Annotated in this window: 22 protein-coding genes; 12 read left to right on the top strand and 10 right to left on the bottom strand. The window is 70.3% G+C overall.

The genetic code is table 11. The features are described from left to right. The first annotated feature begins 297 nt into the window (after window positions 1-297). The 6 genes from ABT147_RS25095 (at window position 298) to ABT147_RS25120 (ending at window position 7,075) form a co-directional block, all read left to right on the top strand. Window positions 298-1,500: an acyltransferase family protein gene (locus tag ABT147_RS25095; RefSeq protein ID WP_351409969.1), complete on the top strand. Its 1,203-nt coding sequence runs from the start codon at window positions 298-300 to the stop codon at window positions 1,498-1,500. Next, a complete protein-coding gene (locus ABT147_RS25100) occupies window positions 1,497-2,942 on the top strand; it encodes a sensor histidine kinase (RefSeq protein WP_351409861.1) in 1,446 nt (481 codons plus the stop codon). Before ABT147_RS25095 ends, ABT147_RS25100 begins: the two co-directional genes overlap by 4 nt. Then, on the top strand, window positions 2,939-3,613 hold the full coding sequence (locus ABT147_RS25105; protein ID WP_351409863.1) for a response regulator: 675 nt from the start codon (window positions 2,939-2,941) through the stop codon (window positions 3,611-3,613). Before ABT147_RS25100 ends, ABT147_RS25105 begins: the two co-directional genes overlap by 4 nt. A gap of 170 nt (window positions 3,614-3,783) precedes the next feature. Beyond that, a complete protein-coding gene (locus ABT147_RS25110) occupies window positions 3,784-5,133 on the top strand; it encodes a sensor histidine kinase (protein ID WP_351409865.1) in 1,350 nt (449 codons plus the stop codon). Continuing rightward, window positions 5,130-5,795, top strand: coding sequence for a response regulator (locus tag ABT147_RS25115; protein WP_351409867.1), 666 nt, complete (start codon window positions 5,130-5,132; stop codon window positions 5,793-5,795). Before ABT147_RS25110 ends, ABT147_RS25115 begins: the two co-directional genes overlap by 4 nt. 62 nt (window positions 5,796-5,857) lie before the next feature. After that, complete coding sequence (locus ABT147_RS25120) at window positions 5,858-7,075, top strand: cytochrome P450 (protein ID WP_351409870.1); 1,218 nt, start codon at window positions 5,858-5,860, stop codon at window positions 7,073-7,075. On the opposite strand, the gene ABT147_RS25125 is transcribed toward ABT147_RS25120, so the two are convergent. From ABT147_RS25125 to ABT147_RS25135, 3 genes are all read right to left on the bottom strand, one after another. Next, window positions 7,058-7,297: a hypothetical protein gene (locus ABT147_RS25125; RefSeq protein WP_351409872.1), complete on the bottom strand. Its 240-nt coding sequence runs from the start codon at window positions 7,295-7,297 to the stop codon at window positions 7,058-7,060. The genes ABT147_RS25120 and ABT147_RS25125 overlap by 18 nt on opposite strands. A 198-nt stretch (window positions 7,298-7,495) precedes the next feature. Further along, on the bottom strand, window positions 7,496-9,121 hold the full coding sequence (locus ABT147_RS25130; RefSeq protein WP_351409874.1) for an ABC transporter permease: 1,626 nt from the start codon (window positions 9,119-9,121) through the stop codon (window positions 7,496-7,498). Further along, entirely contained in the window at window positions 9,118-10,053 is a 936-nt protein-coding gene (locus tag ABT147_RS25135) for an ABC transporter ATP-binding protein (protein ID WP_351409876.1), read from the bottom strand. The genes ABT147_RS25130 and ABT147_RS25135 overlap by 4 nt, the downstream gene beginning before the upstream one ends. Window positions 10,054-10,176: 123 nt before the next feature. On the opposite strand from ABT147_RS25135, the gene ABT147_RS25140 reads away from it, so the two are divergent. Further along, window positions 10,177-10,740, top strand: coding sequence for a GbsR/MarR family transcriptional regulator (locus ABT147_RS25140; protein WP_351409878.1), 564 nt, complete (start codon window positions 10,177-10,179; stop codon window positions 10,738-10,740). A gap of 261 nt (window positions 10,741-11,001) precedes the next feature. Here ABT147_RS25140 and ABT147_RS25145 read toward each other — a convergent pair whose 3' ends face one another. Beyond that, a complete protein-coding gene (locus ABT147_RS25145; protein ID WP_351409880.1) occupies window positions 11,002-11,931 on the bottom strand; it encodes a LysR family transcriptional regulator in 930 nt (309 codons plus the stop codon). Window positions 11,932-12,240: 309 nt separating this feature from the next. On the opposite strand from ABT147_RS25145, the gene ABT147_RS25150 reads away from it, so the two are divergent. Both ABT147_RS25150 and ABT147_RS25155 read left to right on the top strand, forming a co-directional pair. Beyond that, on the top strand, window positions 12,241-12,867 hold the full coding sequence (locus ABT147_RS25150) for a hypothetical protein (RefSeq protein ID WP_351409882.1): 627 nt from the start codon (window positions 12,241-12,243) through the stop codon (window positions 12,865-12,867). Between the two features lie 285 nt (window positions 12,868-13,152). After that, complete coding sequence (locus ABT147_RS25155; protein WP_351409884.1) at window positions 13,153-13,275, top strand: hypothetical protein; 123 nt, start codon at window positions 13,153-13,155, stop codon at window positions 13,273-13,275. Between the two features lie 91 nt (window positions 13,276-13,366). Here the strand turns inward: ABT147_RS25155 and ABT147_RS25160 are convergent, their stop codons facing one another. Beyond that, window positions 13,367-13,798, bottom strand: a complete 432-nt coding sequence (locus ABT147_RS25160; protein ID WP_351409886.1) for a DNA-binding protein — start codon at window positions 13,796-13,798, stop codon at window positions 13,367-13,369. Window positions 13,799-13,892: 94 nt separating this feature from the next. Beyond that, window positions 13,893-14,462: a YciI family protein gene (locus ABT147_RS25165; RefSeq protein ID WP_351409888.1), complete on the bottom strand. Its 570-nt coding sequence runs from the start codon at window positions 14,460-14,462 to the stop codon at window positions 13,893-13,895. Window positions 14,463-14,546: 84 nt separating this feature from the next. On the opposite strand from ABT147_RS25165, the gene ABT147_RS25170 reads away from it, so the two are divergent. Further along, a complete protein-coding gene (locus ABT147_RS25170) occupies window positions 14,547-15,056 on the top strand; it encodes a GNAT family N-acetyltransferase (RefSeq protein WP_351409890.1) in 510 nt (169 codons plus the stop codon). A gap of 64 nt (window positions 15,057-15,120) precedes the next feature. On the opposite strand, the gene ABT147_RS25175 is transcribed toward ABT147_RS25170, so the two are convergent. Together ABT147_RS25175 and ABT147_RS25180 are read right to left on the bottom strand one after the other, a co-directional pair. After that, a complete protein-coding gene (locus ABT147_RS25175) occupies window positions 15,121-15,327 on the bottom strand; it encodes a hypothetical protein (RefSeq protein ID WP_351409893.1) in 207 nt (68 codons plus the stop codon). Between the two features lie 199 nt (window positions 15,328-15,526). Beyond that, window positions 15,527-15,943: an ATP-binding protein gene (locus ABT147_RS25180; RefSeq protein WP_351409895.1), complete on the bottom strand. Its 417-nt coding sequence runs from the start codon at window positions 15,941-15,943 to the stop codon at window positions 15,527-15,529. Between the two features lie 179 nt (window positions 15,944-16,122). Between ABT147_RS25180 and ABT147_RS25185 the strand changes: the two genes are divergently transcribed. Continuing rightward, window positions 16,123-16,992, top strand: a complete 870-nt coding sequence (locus ABT147_RS25185; RefSeq protein ID WP_351409897.1) for a helix-turn-helix domain-containing protein — start codon at window positions 16,123-16,125, stop codon at window positions 16,990-16,992. Next, entirely contained in the window at window positions 16,989-17,189 is a 201-nt protein-coding gene (locus ABT147_RS25190; RefSeq protein ID WP_351409899.1) for a DUF397 domain-containing protein, read from the top strand. The genes ABT147_RS25185 and ABT147_RS25190 overlap by 4 nt, the downstream gene beginning before the upstream one ends. 125 nt (window positions 17,190-17,314) lie before the next feature. Here ABT147_RS25190 and ABT147_RS25195 read toward each other — a convergent pair whose 3' ends face one another. Beyond that, window positions 17,315-17,917: a hypothetical protein gene (locus ABT147_RS25195; RefSeq protein WP_351409901.1), complete on the bottom strand. Its 603-nt coding sequence runs from the start codon at window positions 17,915-17,917 to the stop codon at window positions 17,315-17,317. A gap of 482 nt (window positions 17,918-18,399) precedes the next feature. Beyond that, the gene (locus ABT147_RS25200) at window positions 18,400-19,374 is read right to left on the bottom strand and encodes a diacylglycerol kinase family protein (protein ID WP_351409903.1); all 975 of its coding nucleotides are present in this window, start codon (window positions 19,372-19,374) and stop codon (window positions 18,400-18,402) included. Window positions 19,375-19,570: the final 196 nt, after the last annotated feature.

A 19,570-nucleotide genomic window follows, 5' to 3' on the forward strand; every position in this document is an offset into this window, starting at 1 on the left:
GTACCGACGCCGACGGCCACTGGCTGCCCACGACCCGCAGCGGTCAACGGAGTAGAAGCCGCAGCCGCCGACGGCGCTCAACCCCCAAAGGGGCCACCCGCACCCGACAACGATTCCCGCACGGGCGGTGCGGGCGGGAACCCAAACCCGGCCGAAGGCGGGGCGCACCCCAACGCACCCGCACCACTCACACCACCCGCACCACTCACACCACCCCGACGACCCGCACGCCCCACACCACCCGACCGCCCCCGATCCCCTCTAGCCACCGCCCCCCGAAGGCCCCTCCGAACGCCCCTGCAAGCCATCCGCCAAGCCGCCCACCACATCCACACCGCCACCCCACCCCACCGGGACCGCGCCGTGGACGCCCTCCGCGCCCTCGCCATACTCGGCATAATCCTGGGCCACTGGCTGGTCACCGCCCTCGTCGCGGACGGCAACACCCTCCACACCACCAGCCCCCTCCAGTACATGCCCCACCTGGCCCCCATCTCCTGGCTCTTCCAGACCCTCGCCGTCTTCTTCCTGGTCGGCGGCCACGTGGCCACGAAGAGCCACACCTCGGCCCAGGCCCACGGCACCCCGTACACCCACTGGCTCCGCACCCGCCTGACCCGCCTGTTCCTCCCGGTCGCCGCCCTCCTGACCCTCTGGACGGCGATCACGCTCACCCTCCTGGCCACCGGCACCCGCGTGGACACGGTCCACACCCTGCTGAAACTGGCCCTGTCCCCGCTGTGGTTCCTCCTGGTCTTCGCGGCCCTGACGGCGGCCACACCCCTGCTGACCCGCCTCAACCCGCTCTGGTCCCTGGCCGTGGTCCTCCACGTGGACCTCATCCGCTTCGGCCTCGGCGGCCCCCAGAGCCTCGGCTGGATCAACCTGGCGGCGGGCTGGCTGGTCCCGTACACCCTGGGCGCGGCCTGGACCCGAGGCGAACTGGAACGCCCGCGCGCGGGCTGGACCCTGCTGGTGTCCGGCACGGCGGCCACGGCGGCCCTGATCCTCTGGGCCGGCTACCCGGCGTCGATGGTCGGCGTTCCCGGCGCCCAGGTCTCCAACCTGAACCCACCCACCCTGGCCGCCGTCACCTTCGGCCTGGCCCAGTGCGGCCTGGCCCTCCTGCTGCGCGCCCCCCTCCGCCGCGCTTTGCGCCGTCGGCCCCTGGCCTGGGCGGCGGTGGCCGTCGTCAACCTCTCGGCGATGACCGTGTTCCTGTGGCACCAGACGGCGATGATGGCGACGACCGCCACCGGCCTGACGGCGGGCCGCCTCCCCGGCCTGCACACCCTCCCCGACAACCTGACCTGGGTGGCGGCCCGCCTCGCCTGGCTCCCGGTCTTCACTCTCGCCCTCCTGCTCTGCCGCTCGGCGTTCCACGGCTACGAGAACCGCCGCCCGCGCGGGACCTCCCGGGCGGGACAGCCCCGAACCACCCCCCCAACCGCGGAACACCCCGGCCCAAGCGGTGCGCCATGCCTAGGGTGTTGCGGATGAGTGCGGTGGAGAAGCGGCTGACCGGCGGGCTACGGCTGCTGCGCGAGGACCTGTGGAGCGCCAAGGCCCACCCGTTGCCACCCTCCGCCCGGCTGCGCCGACTTCCGCACGGCCTGGTGGTCGTCCTCGCGTTCGTCACCATGCTCGGCAACATCGACCAGATGGACGACCGCTATCAACTGGGCGGGGAGTACACGCTGTTGTGCTCGCTCGCGCAGGCGGCGGCCGTGGCGCTCGCTCTCTGGTGGCCGGTACCGGCGTGGTGGGGCTCCATGGTCGTCACCACCGTGGTGGCCCTCGGCGTCCGGGCCCAGCTCTTCACCGAGCAGACCGATGCCGGCTCCCGTTCCCAGCGCTTGGACGCCACCGACGTCACGGCCGGCCTCGGCACCCCGCTTCCCCACGGCACGATCGACAACGACGTGCCGTGGCCCTGGAGCCCGATGGGGCTGGTGGCCCACGCGATCATCCTCTTCCTCCTCGCGTTGCGCCTGCCCAACCGCGTGGTGATCGAGGTGCTGGTGCTGACCACGTTGGGCACCTTCGCCCTCCAGGGCCTCGCCGGCTCCCACGAGTACGCGTCGACGACCCCGCTGGCCCTCGCCCTGTTCGTCGGTGCCGTTCTCCTCGGCAGTGCCATGCGCGGGCGCCGCGAGGCCCGTACCCAACTCGTCGAGCAGACCAGCATCACCGCCGAGGAGCGCGCCCGCCGCACCCTCCTGGAGGAGCGCAGCCGTATCGCGCGCGAACTGCACGACGTGGTCGCGCACCACATGTCGGTGATCTCGATCCAGGCCCAGGTCGCCCCGCACCTGGTGGAGAACCCCTCCGAGGAGCTGAAGGAGAACCTCCACGGCATCCGGCAGAACGCGCTGGAGGCCCTCACCGAACTCCGCCGCGTCCTCGGCGTCCTGCGCTCGGAGAACCCACCGGACGGCGGCCCCGACGACCCGCACGGCATGGCGGCCGTCGCCGAGGGCACTGCCCCGCACGCGCCGCAGCCCACCCTGGACCGGCTCGACGCGCTCATCGACAACACCCGCGCGGCCGGCCTGGCGGTCGTCACCGAGATCCACGGCGAGGCGACCCCGCTGCCACCGGGCGTGGAGCTGTCGGCGTACCGGATAGTGCAGGAGGCCCTCAGCAACGCCCTGCGGCACGCGCCCGGGTCGACCGTTCGGGTGGAGCTGACCCATTTCCCACGCGGCCTGCAGGTACGGGTGATCAACTCCCGCCCCGCCCACCGGGCCCCACCGTCCCCCGGCGCCGGCCATGGTCTCCTCGGTATGCGTGAGCGCGCCGCGATGCTCGGTGGCACCCTCATGGCGACCGAGACCTCCCACGGCGGCTTCGCCGTCGTGGCCTTCCTTCCCCGCGACGGCGACCCCGGCGGCGAGCCCTCGGCGCTCGCACCGGACACGACAGGAGAAACGACTCCATGACGAGCAGCACCATCCGCGTACTGATCGCCGACGACCAGCAGATGGTCCGCCAGGGCTTCTCGGTGCTGCTCAACACCCAGCCCGACATCGACGTCGTCGCCCAGGCGGTGCACGGCCTCGACGCCATCGACAAGGTCACCGAACTCGCCCCGGACGTCGTCCTGATGGACATCCGCATGCCCGAGCTGGGCGGCATCGAGGCCACCCGGCGCATCACCACCGAGCACCCCCACATCAGAGTCCTCGTCCTCACCACCTTCGATCTCGACGAGTACGTGTACGAGGCGCTGCGCGCCGGCGCGTCCGGGTTCCTCCTCAAGGACGCCTCCGCCGACCAACTCGCCGAGGCGGTACGGGTCGTCGCGGCGGGCGACGCCCTGCTGGCGCCCGGTATCACCCGCCGTCTCATCGCCGAGTTCTCCCGCCTCGGCACCACACCCCGCGCCCCTCTCAAGGACCGCGTCGGTGACCTGACCGAGCGGGAGACCGAGGTCCTCACCCTGATCGCCCAGGGCCTGTCCAACGCCGAGATCGCCCAACGCCTCGTCGTCGCCGAACAGACCGTGAAGACCCATGTGGGCCGCATCCTGGTCAAACTGGGCCTGCGCGACCGCACCCAGGCGGCCGTCTTCGCCTACGAATCGGGCCTGGTCCGCCCCACGGGTTACTGAACGGCCGCCGCCGAAGGCCACGGCCACAAGCACAGGCACAGCCACAGGCACAGGCACGGACGCAGACCAGGCACTACCCGCACTCGTACCCGTAGTACCTGAGACGGACCCGGACAGACCCTCCTCACTGGTGACGACGTCGAGCTCGCCCTCCGCCTACCGTTTTCAACGTGACCGAGACGACCCAGACCCAGACGATGCCCTTGCGCGGCGGGGGCAAGCCGAGCAGCCCGGAGTTCCGCGTGGCGATGGACGCATGGCACAGGCTGCGCCAGGACCTGTTCCACGACGGGTTCGCCTACCGGCCGATGGCGCCGATGAAGATGGACGGCCCGTTCACCAGCAGGCTCTCCGGTCGCCGGCGCGAGTACGTGGCCTGGGCGCCGCACGCGGCCGTGGTGGCGGCCGGCCTGCTCTCGATGGCCATCGCCGCCTCCGCCAGCGACGGAAGCGGGCTCACCGCGCTGGTGGCTGCCGCCTTCGCACTGATTCCGGTCCTGCTGACCATGATCAGACCCGTGGCGGCCTTCTGGGTGTCCATGATCGCGGCTCCGTTGACCGCGATGGGCAGCGGTCTGTGGGAGGACTGGCCGTGGACGGCCGGCAGCTTCGCGGCCCACCTCGTGGTGATGACGGTCGTGGCCCTGCGCACGCGGCCGCGCATAGCCGCCTGGATGTGGGGCCTGACCGCGGTGTACGGGGCGTTCCTGGAGGGCACCCTCGGCAACAACCACTACGCGGCGAACAACACGGTCCCGCTGCTCGTCGTCTCCGCCATGTCCTTGCTGGCCGTCTCCGCCCTGACCATACGCCGCACGGCCCAGCGCGAGGTGACCGCCCAGCAGACGGTGACGGCCCACGAGCGTTCCAAGCGCACCCTCCTGGAGGAGCGCACCACGATCGCCCGTGAGCTGCACGACGTGGTCGCCCACCACATGTCGGTGGTCGCCATCCAGGCCGAGGCCGCGCCCTACCGCGTGGAGAACACGCCGCCGGAGCTGGAGCAGGCCTTCGCCACGATCCGGGAGAACGCGGTGGCCGCGCTCACCGAGCTGCGCCGCGTCCTCGGCGTGGTCCGCGCCGAGGACTACGAGGCCCCGGACGCCCCGCAGCCCACCCTCGCCGACCTCGACGGTCTGCTCGCCAATGTGCGGGAGGCGGGCCTCACGGTCGACAAGGTGGTCACCGGAGCGGTCCGTGAACTCCCGCAGGGAGTGGAGCTGTCGGCGTACCGCATCGTGCAGGAGGCCCTCAGCAACACCCTGCGGCATGCTCCGGGCGCGACGGCCCGCGTGGAGATCGGCTATGTCCTGGGCGGGCTGGGCCTGCGCATAGTCAACGGCCCCTCGCCGGAGATCAGCCTGGTGAAGTCCACCCACGGCACGGGCCACGGCCTCACCGGCATGCGCGAGCGGGTCACGATGCTGAACGGCGAGATGACGACGGGCGAGACGGAGGACGGAGGCTACGAGGTGACGGTGTTCCTGCCGGTGGCCGGCGCGAGCGAGGCCGACGCATGACGATCCGTGTGCTGATCGCCGACGACCAGATGATGGTCCGCGAGGGCTTCTCCGTACTGCTCGGCGCGATGCCGGACATCGAGGTGGTCGGCGAGGCGGTGAACGGCCGGGACGCGGTCGACCGGGTCCGGGAGCTGTCGCCGGACGTCGTCCTGATGGACATCCGGATGCCCGAGCTGAACGGCATCGAGGCCACCCGGGAGATCGTGGCGTCGGACGGCGGGGCGAAGGTGCTGGTGCTGACCACGTTCGACCTGGACGAGTATGTGTACCAGGCGCTGCGCGCCGGAGCCTCCGGGTTCCTCCTCAAGGACGCCTCCGCCCGCCAACTGGCCGACGGGGTAAGGGTGGTGGCCGCCGGAGAGGCACTGCTCGCCCCGTCCGTCACCAAGCGGCTGATCACGGAGTTCTCCAAGCTGGCCCAGTCCCCCCGCCCCTCGGCGGCCACCCAGCTGGCATACGGCGAACTCACCGACCGTGAGACGGAGGTCCTGGTCCTCATCGCCCAGGGCCTGTCGAACTCGGAGATAGCCGGGCGTCTGGTGGTGGCCGAGTCCACGATCAAGACCCATGTGAGCCGGGTCCTGGTCAAGCTGGGCCTGCGCGACCGCACCCAGGCGGCGGTGTTCGCCTACGAGGCGAGACTGGTGACGCCGGGCTGACGAGGCCGGTCATAGGGTGATCCCCCTGGTCAGCCGACCCTCCCGCGGGTTAGCGTCCGGTCATGGCAGCTGCTTCCGACCTCGCTTTCGACCCGTGGGACCCCGACTTCGTGGCCGACCCGTACCCGGCGTACGCGGAGCTGCGGGCCAAGGGCAGGGTGCGGTACTTCGAGCCGACGAACCAGTGGCTCGTCGCGCACCACGCGGACGTCTCGGCGTTGCTGCGGGACCGGCGGCTCGGGCGGACGTACCAGCACAGGTTCACGCACGAGGACTTCGGTCGCGGGGCGCCGCCGGCGGAGCACGAGCCGTTCCACACGCTGAACGACCACGGGATGCTCGACCTGGAGCCCCCGGACCACACGCGGATCCGGCGGCTGGTGTCGAAGGCGTTCACGCCGCGCACGGTGGAGCGGTTGAAGCCGTATGTGGAGGAGCTGGCCGGAGAGCTGGTGGGCGGGCTGGTCGAGGCCGGCGGCGGTGACCTGCTGACGGATGTCGCGGAGCCGCTGCCGGTGGCGGTGATCGCCGAGATGCTGGGTGTCCCCGAGTCGGACCGGGCGCAGCTGAGGCCCTGGTCGGCGGACATCTGCGGGATGTACGAGCTGAGCCCGTCGGAGGAGACGGCGAAGCGGGCGGTGCGGGCGTCGGTGGAGTTCTCGGAGTATCTCCGGGGTCTGATCGCGCACCGTAGGGCGGAGCCGGGCGAGGACCTGATCTCGGGCCTGATCGCCGCGTACGACGAGGGCGACCGTCTCACCGAGCAGGAGATGATCTCGACCTGTGTGCTCCTGCTGAACGCGGGCCACGAGGCGACGGTGAACGCCACGGTGAACGGCTGGTGGGCGCTGTTCCGGAACCCGGACCAGCTGGCGGCCCTGCGTGCGGACCACTCGCTGGTGCCGGGGGCGGTGGAGGAGCTGATGCGGTACGACACACCGTTGCAGCTGTTCGAGCGGTGGGTGCTGGACGACATCGAGATCGACGGGACGACGGTTCCCCGGGGCGCGGAGATCGCGATGCTGTTCGGCTCGGCGAACCATGACCCGGCCGTGTTCACCGACCCCGGAAAGCTGGACCTCACCCGCAAGGAGAACCCGCACATCTCCTTCAGCGCGGGCATCCACTACTGCATCGGCGCGCCCCTCGCCCGTATCGAACTGGCGGCCTCGATGACGGCCCTCCTGGAGAAGGCCCCGACCCTCGCCCTCACCACCGAGCCGACCCGGAAGCCCAACTTCGTGATCCGGGGCCTGGACGGCCTATCCGTCGAGATCTGAGAAGCCCCCACCGCCCGATCCCGATCCTGATCCTGACCTCCGTCGCCGGGCCAGCAGTGCGATCACCAGGCAGACGGCGGCCGGGAGGGCGGCTCCGGCCAGGGCGACGAAGGGGAGTTCGGTGGCGAGGACGGTGTAGTCCATGTCCTCGCCCTCGAAGCCGCCCCGTAGATGGCGGCGCGTGCGGTCCGAGGTGCTCCAGGCGAGTGTCGCGGCCAGCATGCCCACCGCGGACAGCGCACATCCCCCACATCCCAAGGCACTCTGCCGATTCACCCCCCGGCCCCCTCGCGTCCCCAGTTCCCCTGGCGCCGATTGTCCCGCTCGCCCCGCTGCTTCGGGCTGCTCCGGTTGATCCATGGCGGACATGAGAGAAGGGACGCGCCCCGGTCGGCCGTGGTTCTCCCGGGCGCCCGGCCCTCAGCTGCTCAGATCCCGCCGCCGCAGCCCCGCCAGACCTCCCGCCACGAGCACCACCGCGAGCCCGGCCAGTACCAGCACCGGTGTCCACTCCATCTCGCCGCCCGGCAGCTTCGGGAGGTGGCCGAAGGGGGAGAGGTCGAGGAAGGCCTGAGGGGCGTCGAGGGCGGGCCCGATCCAGCCGATGAGGAGGACGGCGCCGGCGAGGCCCCAGGCCGCCGGTGCCGCTCGGGGCGCGAACCCGTGGAGCAGGACGGCGGCGCCGCCGATCACCCACACCCCGGCGACCTGGACGAGACAGGCGCCCAGGATGGGACCGGCCTCCTTGCCGTAGCCGAGGGCGAAACCGAGGCCGGCGAGGAGCATGATCCATACGGTTCCGCCGAAGGCGACGGCCAGGTGTCCGGCGGCCCAGCGCAGTCGGCCCACCGCGTTGGCGAGGAGGGGTTCGGCGCGCCCGGAGGTCTCCTCGCCGTGCAGGCGCAGCACCGAGCCGACGATGTACAGCGCGGCGATCAGACCGAGCATGCCGATCATGGAGGCGAGGAAGGCGTTGGTCAGACCGGACTGGCCTCCCATGCGTTCGAAGATCTCCCGGGCGCCCTCGTTGTCGCCGACGAACTCGGCCGTGCCCTCGGTCAGTCCGCCGTAGACGAGCCCGGTGAGGAAGAAGCCGATGCTCCAGCCGAGGACACCGCCGCGTTGCAACCGCCAGGCCAGCGCACCGGCCGTGGCCAGCCGTCCGGCCGCCGGTCCCGGCCGGGTCGGCAGGAAGCTCATGCCGACGTCCCGCCGCCCGGCGAGTGCGTAGGCCACCGCGCCCTGAAGGGCCGTCGCCGCCACGAACAGCAGCAGCACCCACCACCGCTCATCCGCGAACGAACGCTCGTTTTCCAGCCACCCCAGCGGCGACACCCACGTCAAAAAAGACGAACCTTCGTTCGCGGAAGCGTCACCCGCCGCCCGCAGCACGAACGCCCCGCCCAGCACCCCCGCAGTCAGCCCCCGCGCCAGCCGCGCGCTCTCCGTCAGTTGCGCCACGACAGCCGCCATCGTCGCGAACACCATCCCGACGCCCGCGATCCCCAGCCCGAAGGCCAGCGCGCCCGCCGCCCCCTGCCCGGCCAGCCCGAGGGCGACGAGGAGCGCCAGTCCGCCGTTCGCGACGGCCGCCGTGAGCAGGGCGGCGGTCAAGGACGCCCGGCGCCCCACCATCCCCGACGCGACCAGTTCCTGCCGGCCGCTCTCCTCCTCGTCGCGGGTGTGGCGGATGACGACGAGGAGGCTCATGACGGCGGCGAGGAGACCGGCGTAGACGCCGACGCGCCAGGCGGTCAGGGCGCCGAGGGAGTCGTCGAAGACGGGGCCGACCAGGGCGCGCAGGGACGAGTTGGTGGTCATCTGGCGCATGAGGTCGGCGCGTTCGGCGGCGGTGCCGTACAGGCTCTTCAGGCTGTTCGGCATGGAGAGGACCATCAGCCCGGTCACCGCGACCCAGACCGGCACCATCACCCGGTCGCGGCGCAGGGCGAACCTCAACAGCGTTCCCGTACCGGCCAGTTGACGCGCCCCACCGGACCGTACGGCGAACGGGTCGACCGTCTCGGCGGCCGTCCCGGCGGTCATCGCGCGACCACCCCAGCTGCCTCTCCCGCGTCCCCTGCCTCTCCTGCCTTCTCCGCCTGGTAGTGCCGCAGGAACAGTTCCTCCAGCGTCGGCGGCGTCGACGTCAGGGACCGTACGCCGGACTCGGTCAGGGAGCGGAGTACGGCGTTGAGTTTGTCGGTGTCGACCTGGAGGTGGACGCGGTGGCCCTGGACGTCGAGGTCGTGGACGCCGGGGAGACGGGTGAGACCGTTCGGCGGGCCGGCGAGTTCGGCGGTGACGGTGGTCCGGGTCAGATGGCGCAGGTCGGCGAGGGAGCCGCTCTCGACGGTGACACCCTTGCGGATGATGCTCACCCGGTCGCACAGCTCCTCGACCTCGCTGAGGATGTGGGACGACAGCAGCACCGTACGGCCCCGGTCGCGCTCCTCCCGTACGCAGCGCTGGAAGACCTCCTCCATGAGCGGGTCCAGGCCCGAGGTCGGTTCGTCCAGGATGAGGAGGTCCACGTCGGAGGCGAAGGCGGCGACGAGGGCGACCTTCTGGCGGTTGCCCTTCGAGTAGGTGCGGCCCTTCTTGGTGGGGTCAAGTTCGAAGCGCTCGATCAACTCCGCGCGGCGCCCGGTGTCCAGCCCGCCCCGCAGCCGTCCGTAGAGGTCGATGACCTCGCCGCCGGACAGGTTCCGCCACAGGGTCACGTCGCCGGGGACGTACGCGATCCGGCGGTGCACCTCCACCGCGTCCGTCCACGGGTCGCGGCCCAGCACCTGCGCGGCACCCGAGTCGGCGCGCAGCAGGCCGAGCAGGACGCGGATGGTGGTGGACTTCCCGGCGCCGTTGGGGCCGAGGAAGCCGTGGACCTCGCCGGTCTCGACGGTCAGGTCGAGGCCGTCCAGCGCATGGGTCCGTCCGAAGGACTTGTGCAGCCCGGAGACGGTGATGGCCTTCGTCATGTTTCCGAACGTACGCTTACTTCAGAAATTTGTGAAGTTAAGGAAGGGTGTGAATCGCGGGTAGGCTGGCCAGTGGTGTCTGACCAGGGACTATCAAGGGGATGGCGAGGGAGCTGACCAGGGATGGCGGATTCGAAGGCCGAAGCGGAAGCCGCGACGGCGGCCGGAGCGGAAGCCGCAGCGAAGGCCGGGGCGGAAGCCGTGGGGCGTGACCCCGAGTCGGTCTCCCGTTTCGTCGAGGGCTTCGCGGCGCAGCTCGTGGAGGCCGGGGTGCCGCGTATGCCGGCCCGGGTCTTCGCCGCGCTGCTGGCCTCCGACACCGGCGCGCTGACCTCCGTCGAGCTGGGCGAACAGCTGCGGATCAGCCCCGCGGCCGTCTCCGGCGCGGTCCGCTATCTCGCCCAGGTGCACCTGGTGTCACGCGAACGCGAGCCCGGTTCGCGCCGCGAGCGCTACCGCGTCCACAGCGACCAGTGGTACGAGGCCCTCACCAACCGCGAGGCCATCATCAAGCGTTGGGAGGAGGCGCTGCGCGAGGGCGTCACCAGCCTGGGCGCCGACACCCCGGCGGGGCGCCGCCTCTCCGAGACCCTCGCCTTCTTCGAGTTCATCGAGTCCGAGGTCGAGGCGATGATGGGCCGCTGGCGCGTCCACCGCGACGAGATGTTCGGCCGAGACTCAAGGTGATCTCCGGTCGCCCCGTGGGAGCGACGGCGGTCGCCGGCCGTTGCCAAGCTCCACCTTGAGGGACGCGGGGCTCTCTACGGCGGTCCCGACGCGGCCCGTTGCCCCTCGACGCAGGACCGGTTGCCTTCCGGGTCGGGAAGGGACAGGAACCTTCCGGAGCGCCTGGGGCTTCCCCGCGGCCATGACCGCACTCCGGACACTGCCACATACGCGGCGAGGCGGTACGTCCGCCTCCCTCGCGTCATATGGCGTCGACCGACGTCATACGGCTTCGACGAAACCGCGGCTCGTGGCTTCTTGCGCGGCTTGCCGAATGGCTCTGATGGTGAATTCGGAACGTCTTCGCCGCAACCAGGCGAGGGCGGAGGTGGAGGGGACGAGATCGACGACGTCGATGTATCTGATGCCCGGTCGTGGAAAGTACTCGCGGGCGGCTGCCGGCAGGAAGCACATCGCTTCCCCGGCGGCCACCGTGTGCAGCAGTGATTCCATGTCGGTGACGACCGGCCCGTAGCGAACGCGGCTGCCGTCGGGGCGGGGAACGACCGCCCAGAAGTCCCACCACAGCCGCGGAACCTGCTCGGGCATGTCGACCACGGGGACGCCGGAGAGCTGAGCCAGCGTGAGCCGCGGCAGGGCCGCCAGGGGATGCCCGGCGGAGAGGCAGGCCACTCGTGGCTCGGTGGCCAGGTGGTGCAGTTCGATGTCGTCCGTCACCGGAGGGCGGAGGAAGACCACGTCGGCCTCCTGCTGGGCCAGCGCGGCCATGTGATCGACGAAGCCGAGGTTGACCAGTCGCACGGTCGTCCCGGGGTGACGGTCTCGCAGCAGGCCGAGTACGGCACGGGTGTGCGCCATGGACGCCTCGGCTCCCATGGTTCCCACGACGAGCCGTCCTGATGTCTGCCGCAGCTGTGCGTCGGCGACGCGCCGCAGCCGGTCGACGGCCGCGACCGCCGCCCGGGCTTCGCAGAGCAACGCCTGCCCTGCCTCGGTGAGAGTGATCGTCCGGCTCGTGCGCTCCACCACGCGCACCCCCAAACGTTTCTCCAGCTCTCTGATCTGCTGACTCAGCGCCGGCTGCGTGATGAACAGGCGCGCGGCAGCACGCCCGAAATGGAGTTCCTCACTCAGCGTGAGATAGAGCCGAAGCTGATGAATGCTCGGTTCCTTCGATATGGATGCCCCCACGGAGAAGCCTCCCTTTCACTCTCCAACTCGCTGCCATAACAGGCGCCTTATCGATCACCAGGCATCATGCGCTCCGGATTCGATGACATTCCTGAGTCGACCGTGTGATAGTCGACGGGCGGCCAGGTGATCAGTCCGATGGCCCACCGAAAACAGCGCCTCCGTCAGAAAGTCAGAGACGGTTTCCGCAGCACCGGTTCCCGCCGGAATCGAGCGACGCACTACTGGAGCACCGGGCGCTCGACCGTATCCGGGGCGTCGTCCGCCGCGATTGGTCGATCCGATGGAAGACAACGAGGGGAACAGGACGTGTACAAGCTCGCATCACTGGCCGGCGCGGCTGCCCTGACGGCCGCCGCGTTCACCGCGCCCATGGCTCAGGCCGCCGAGCCCACACAGACGGGAACCACGACGATCACCCGAGCCGTGCCCGACGGCGAACAGCAGGCAGACGGGTCCACGAGGTATGGCAAGGACGTGTCACTGGCCGAAGCCCTCAAGGCCGAGATGGCCAAGCGAGGGAAGACGACGGCCGCCGCTCGCTCGGTGTGCTACAGCGCTCACGTGGCCGGTCTCGGCTGGCAGGCAGTGGTCTGCAACGGAGGTGTGGCAGGGACGGAGGGGCAGAACAGGGCGATAGAAGCCCTGGACGTGGCGGTGGGCGGAGCGGGCGGGTTCTGCGTCAACGCCCATCTGCGCAATGTCGGCTGGCAGGCCGAGGCGGACTGCGCGAACGACGGCGGCGCGGTCCGGGTGGGAACCGTGGGCCAGGCCCGCCCCATGGAAGCCATGATGATCGGCGTGAGCTCCGGAGCGGTGAAGGGTCGGGCCCACGTCCAGAACATCGGCTGGTTGGCCCCGCAATCCGATGCCATCATCACCCTGGGTACCACAGGTGAGACCCGCAACCTGGAAGCCGTCCGCATCTGGCTCTGATCCTCGCTCGGCCCCGGCAGAGTGACGGCCCGTCGAACCGGACATCACGCGACTGCGCCGGAGCCCTGCCCACGGACAGCCTCCCTTTCGCTCTCCAACCTGCTGCCATAGAAAACGGGTTATCGATCGGCAGGCGTCATGTATTCCTGATTCGACGACAGCTCTGTTCTGTCATGTGATAGTTGACGACGTCACTTGATCAGTCCGACGTCACCTCGGTTCGGAAGATCGGAGCAGGGGTGGTGGCCGGTCTGGCCAATGTTCCCTTTCGGCAAGGAGAAGCACATGCGTAAGGTCGTATTCGGCTTGTTCGTGGCACTGGCGGTCGTGCTCGCGGTGGCCCCGCTCACCAGCGCTGACAAGGCCGAGACCGAGACCGTCGCCAACGGCAGGCCGGGCCCTCTTTAAAGGAGATATCGCCGGCGGAAGGGCTGGGTCAGGTTTCCCTTTCGTGAATAGGCGTTTCTTCCTGGTGCTGTGGCCGACCCCGAAGGCGACGCTACTGCCCGTCCGTTCTCTCCGTCCGGCTCGTCAGGCGTTCGTGGCGCTGCCGTGCCGCCTGGGGGGTCTGGAGGCCGAGGCCGAAGGCGATCTCCGGCCAGGTCATGCCGCGGCCCCGGGCCATGTCGAGGAGGCCGAGCTCCAGTTCGTCCATCTCGCCGCGCGCGAGGGGGATCAGGGTCAGGGCGGCGGTGATGTCGGCGCGGTCGACCTCGGCTTCACCGTCGTCGAGGAGGGCGGCGCCGCTGAGCAGGAACGAGACCAGCCTGATCGCCTCGTGCGGGCCGAGGACATGGGGGTGGACCTGGCGGCGACGCTGCCCGTCCGTGGCCGCGTGCCGCTCGGCGATGCGGAACAGGGACGTGTAGACGCGTTGTGCCCGCGCCTCGTCCGCGCTCGGGGGTGTGAAGGGGTCCGTGGGTGACGTCATACGTTCATCGTGTGATGCAAACACTTTGTTGTCAACGGATTATTTGGTTCATGGGCGACTTGATGTCGGGTGGGGGCGTCTCGCCCTCCCCGTGTCACCGCCGCCCGCCGAACTCCCATTCGTGCACCTCGACATCGGCGTACCGGTGCGCGGCCAGTACGGTGCGGGCCGTGGCCCGGTCCGGGGCGCGGAGCAGGGCCGCCGTGCCCAGCCAGGCCGTGCCGTCGTCGGACAGCAGCGGGCCGTACGCGATCAGCTCGTCCCGCCAGGCGGCCGGTACGACGAGGTCGGCGGCGTCCCCCGTACCCGCGCCCGTGTCGGGGGCCAGGCCGAGCACCAGATAGCGGGGGTCGCCGCTCCGCCCGCCCGGGAACTCCCACATCGTGCGGCCCAGCAGATTGCGCCACCGGCGCAGCAGGACGTCCCGGAACGCGCCGGCCTGGTAGTTGGGCTCGTCGAAGGCGAAGGCACGTGCCGCGGTGGCGTCCGGCAGGTCGACGATGTGCACGCTCCCGGTGGGCGTCTCGCCGTCCTCCGCGAAGGCCGGGCCGCGCGCGATCAGCTCCTTCTCGTACCCGTCCATGTACGACCAGTGCGCCTCCGTCAACTCCTCCCGCAAAGCAAGGGAGTTGGGACGGTCTCGGTGGTAGCAGAAGAACTCCATGCCCGAAGCCTCTCCGACACCGGGCGGTCCCTCAAAGGACTTTCTCGGTGGACACGGCTCGGCGCGGTGTCACATGATCCCCGCATGATCCGTGCCGCCACCCTGAACGACGTCGCCGAGATCGGCGCGATGATCCGCGAACTGGCCGCTTATGAGAAGGCCGTCGAGCAGGCCCGAGCCACAGACGAGCAGCTTCGCGAAGCGCTGTTCGGTGAGCGTCCGGCGGCGTACGCGCTGATCGCCGAGGACGACGACACGGCCGGGACCGTGGGTTACGCCCTGTGGTTCCCGCGGTTCTCGACCTGGACCGGCACGCGCGGCATGCACCTGGAGGACCTCTACGTACGCCCGGACGCGCGCGGCGCCGGACACGGCAAGGCCCTGCTCGCCGCCCTCGCCGCGCTCTGCGAGCGGAGCGGTTACGAGCGCTTCGAGTGGTGGGTCCTTGCCTGGAACGAGCCGACGATCGACTTCTACAAGTCGCTCGGGGTGGAACTCCTGGAGGAGTGGACGGTCTGCCGGCTCAGCGGCGGTCCCCTCAAGGCGCTCGCCGCCCAGGCCCCGCCCGTCGAGCTCGACGCCCCCACCGCGTAGCAGGGCGCCTCTTACGCACCGCCCGTGCTGGTCGCGCGGGAACTCGTGCGGCCCTGTCCCCGGCTCAGTCGGAGGGGTTCCGCCGTGCCGCGCCCGCCGCCTTCCTCGCCGCGCGGTGCCGTCTGGCCAGCCGCATCGAGTGCAGGCACGAAACGCCCTCCCTGCGACAGGCGTCCTTGCAGGCCACGGCATGGTCCAGCCACTCGCTGAACGTCGCCATGACCGGGTCGGGGGGTACGGTGCCGTCCGGCCGCCCCGGTTCGTCACTCACGCCGTACGCCTCTCACCCAGGTACGCCGTGACGTACGCCCGTACGAGGTCTCGCTCAGCCGCCTCGTCGTCTACGTGGTCGGGTTTCGGCGGTGGTTCCCAGCAGGGTTCGCTGCGCGGGAACGGCAACCACCGGCCGTACGTGGCCCGGTACCGTGCCGCCCGCGCCGCCCAACGCCGCCATCGCCCCCGGTACGGGCTCAGCACGGCCTCTCCGGAATGACGAAGTAGGCCCACACGCACTTCGTGAACGGCCGCGACTCATGGCCCCACCGCTCGGCGAGGGCTGCCACCAGCACGAGGCCGCGTCCGCCGCCCTGCTCGGGGTCCGGGTCCGGCCGTAGCGCCGGCGCCTTCCCCTTGTCCGGGTCCGACACCTCCACCAGTACGCCGCAGCCCCGGACCGACACGACCACCTCGACCTCGGCGAGCGTCACCCGGCAGTGCCGGACGGCGTTGGTGACCAGTTCCGTCGCCACGGTGGCGATGTCGTGGGCGAGTTCGGCGTCAAGGGCCCAGTCCTTGAGGATCCGCCGCACGTGGGCTCGGGCTTCGGGGACGTGTCTTCTGCGCTTGGGGATGCGGAAGGAGTCGCGACGCGGGGTGAGTGCGGGCATGACGAATAAACCCCCTGACATACAGCCAAGTTCACGCCCAGTAGCGGTGCGTGCACGATGAGGCTAGGGCTCAATTTGAGTTTTCTGCAACTGAATCAACCTCATGCATGCAGTTTTTGCTTTCTGAGGGAGTCGCGCGGCCCCTAGAGTTGGGGTGGTTCAGACCGAGAGGGGATGCGATGCCCGCAGGGGGACGGCCGACGGTGCGCAGTAGGCGACTTGGTGCCGCGCTCAAGCGGTACCGACAGGCCGCCAAGCTCGACCAGTTGGAGGCGGCCGAGGTGCTCGGCGTGGACCCGGCCCGCGTCAGCCGCATCGAGAGCGGGCTCGTGACCGCCCGCATCCTCGAGATCCGAGTGCTGCTGACCGCCTACGGCGTGGATGACCCCGAAGTCCGGGACAAGCTGGAGGACTTGGCCAAGAGGTCGAAGCACCGTGGCTGGTGGCTCGAACACGCGGCTCACCTGCGGCCGGACTATCTCGACCACATCTCGCTTGAGGACGACGCGACGTACATCCGGGTGTGGGCGCAGGCGCTGGTGCCGGGCTTGCTGCAGACGCCCGCCTACGCGGAGGCCGTCATCACGGCCAGCCCCAGTTATGTCGCGCCGGAACGCGTCGGGCAGATGGTCAAAGTGCGTGCGGCGCGGCAGGCGAAGATCGAGGAGGGCGGAGCGGCGTACACGGCCATCATTTGGGAGCCCGTGGTCATCCACCCCTTGGTGCGCGCCGAAATCCACCGGGAGCAGCTGGAACAGATTCTTGAGGTGGGGCAGAGGAAGAACGTGACCGTTCAGGTCCTCCCGTTGAGCGCGGGCACGCTGGCCGGAGAAATCTCCGCGTTCGCCTCGTTCAGTTTCGATGAGGCGGCCATGGTGGAGGCGGTGACGCTGGAGAACCTGCGGGGCACGTCGATCCTCGAAGCACCAGAGGATCTCGCCGCTTACACGCTCGCCTTCGACCAACTACGATCGGTGGCGTTGACACCGGATGCGAGCGCGCAGCTCATTCGGCGCGCACTACAGAGAAGCAAGGACGACGCGTCGTGACTCCTGAGCTCATAGGCCCGTTTCGGAAGTCTTCGTACTCCGGAGGACAGGGTGACTGCGTCGAGGTCGCTGCCACTGTCACTGGCGGCCGTGCTGTCCGCGACAGCAAGAACCCTCACGGCCCCCTCCTGCACATCTCGCCCACCGGATGGCACGCTTTTCTCGGCGGCGTCGCCGGAACGGCCGTCCCGCGCTGACTACCATGGAGAAGGTCATCCCGTAGGGATACCCCCGTGCCGGAACCCCGGCTCGATTACGGCGAGCCGGGGTTTCCGATGCTGTGGCGAAGGGTTGCCCCTATCCGTGTTCGGAGTGAGGCGCGTCAGTGGTGCTCGTTGTACCCGTCGGCCACGCGGAAGCTGGCCGCGGCCGGCGCTCCTGCCGGGATTGTCACATCGATCCCGGCGTTGGTGGTGTGAGCGCCGACCGGGGTGGCCTTTCCGTTGCAGTCGGGCGTGCCAAAGAACTCGACGGTCCTGCGACTCTCGTTTTCGACTCTGAAGCTGGCAGTGGTGGGTTGGTTGACGACGGCTACAGGCTTAAGGACGGTGATGCAGAACCCCGGCTCGGCGGGGTATTGGCGGTCGTCGACGAGAATCAGGCCCTCGTCCCGGTGGTTCCTCCGGTTTTCACCCCGGAAGTCTTCCCGGTTCTCCCCCCCGTTGCCACCCCGACCTTCGCTGCCCTTCCTGGAACCGCTCCAGCCTTCCTTTCCCCCGGCGTCCGCCGGCGCGTTGGCCGCGTTCGAGCCGGCCTCCGTGCCGGTGCCGTTCCCGCCGCGCGGTACGGAGGGGGCGGCGTCCTGCGCGATCGAGGCGGACCGGGGAGCGGACTCCAGGGCGGAGCTGGCGTAGGTGACACCGGTGGCGGCCGCGACTGCAACGCCGACGGAGGCGGCGATCACTGTGGCTTTACGAGTGCGCAATGCACTTCCCCTTCTCTTCGTTCTCGTCGACAGGACCTGCCGACGAGAACGAACGTAATGACGGGCGTTTCCGCTGTCATTTCGAAGAGGCCCGGAGCAGTGTGAAAATAGGGCTGAACGGCCGCATGAATCGTCGCCCTGGAGAGTGACGATCGGCGCGCCTGACGCCTCATCAAAATATGGCAATGAGCTGGTACTTTGATTCGGGGAGGGCGTCTGTTCGGAACGCGCTGACATGTCGTCACCCTGTTGGACGTGCGGTGAGCGGGGTCGGCTCTGAGCGTCCGTCAGGCCGCTTTTCGTCCCGCGCAGCTGACGACTCCTCAAGAATCCTCAGGGCGCGACGAATACAGCGTGAATACGGGATGCTCTGCCGCTGCGTCCCGTCGCGTGAATTCCGCCCCGGGAAATGATCGACAACGGCGTGTCGCGCGCTGCCAAAGGTTCCGCCGGGCCTATGGTGGTCGGTCCTCCGTCCGCCCTCAGGCCGGCAGCGTCAACCCCCACGCCCCTTCCCGTACCGTCCACGTCCGCGTCCGTACCGGTCCCGACACCAGGGAGTCCGCCCGGTAGCGGAAATCCGCGCCGGAGACGGTCACCCGCCGGCCGGTCGCGTGCAGCGGGGTCGCCTCGGCGCCCACCGACATCGGTCGGATCTCGACGTCGGCGCCGTCGACGCCGGGCGTGATGGACACGGCCTCCAGGGGCTGGTCGAGGTCGACCAGCATCACCCCGTCCACCTCCACCCGCAGCCGGGAGGGCCCGGCCCCGCCCCCGGCGGCGACCCGTATACGGGGCCGCAGCGGACGCGACAGCCGGTCGGGCCGCGCCGGGCGCGTCGACAGCGTACGGGCGAGGGACTGCGGCCAGGCGCGCAGCCAGAAGTGATGACCGGGCGAAGGGCCGTCGGAGGCCGACGCGCCCCCGGCCCGGCGCTCCCCGTCCGTCCCCGTGCCGCCGCGCGGCCCCCGCCCCCGGCCCCTGCCGGTCTCCGCCCCGCCCGCCCCGTCCGGCGGGGGCGCGCCCGGCAGGACCGGTATGCGCAGCGTGCCCAGCACCACCCCGTCGCTGTCGTCGACGAGCAGATCCAGCCGCCGTTCGACGCCGTCCAGGGCGGCTCGGGCCGCCGCGACCGCGCCGGCGGGCACGCCGAGGGAGTGGGTGAGGCCCAGGGCGGAGCCCACGGGGATCAGGGAGAGGGCGCATGCCGCCAGCTCCCGCTGCCGATGCAAAATGGCCACCGCCCGCAGCAGCGCGCGGTCGTCACCGACGACCACGGGGCGTCGCGAACCGCGCCGCGAGAGCGCCCGCGCGAATTCCTCGGGCCCCTCCGGAAGACACACCTTCGTACTCGCCGCACCCGCGCTGAGCACGTCTTTCGCGATCCGTACGGCCTCGCCGTCCGTGCGACGGGCGAGGGGGTCGATGACCACGAGGAGCTGGTCGTCAGTCGCCACCTCGGTCCTGCCTCGCTTCCTCGGGTAGCATCTTTGTGCAAGAGCCCCTTGCGCGATTGCGCCAGGGGCTTCGTCTATTCCGGGGCATCCGGGTCCACAGGTGCGACCAACGGCGGTCGCGGTGCACGCGGCGGTAATGAGCCACCGCGTACGCCCCCGACCTTGGACATGCCCCGCCCGGAAGGGGTGTACGCGC

This window comes from Streptomyces sp. NPDC001868 (assembly GCF_040297125.1).
In the GTDB taxonomy this organism is placed as follows: Bacteria; Actinomycetota; Actinomycetes; order Streptomycetales; family Streptomycetaceae; genus Streptomyces.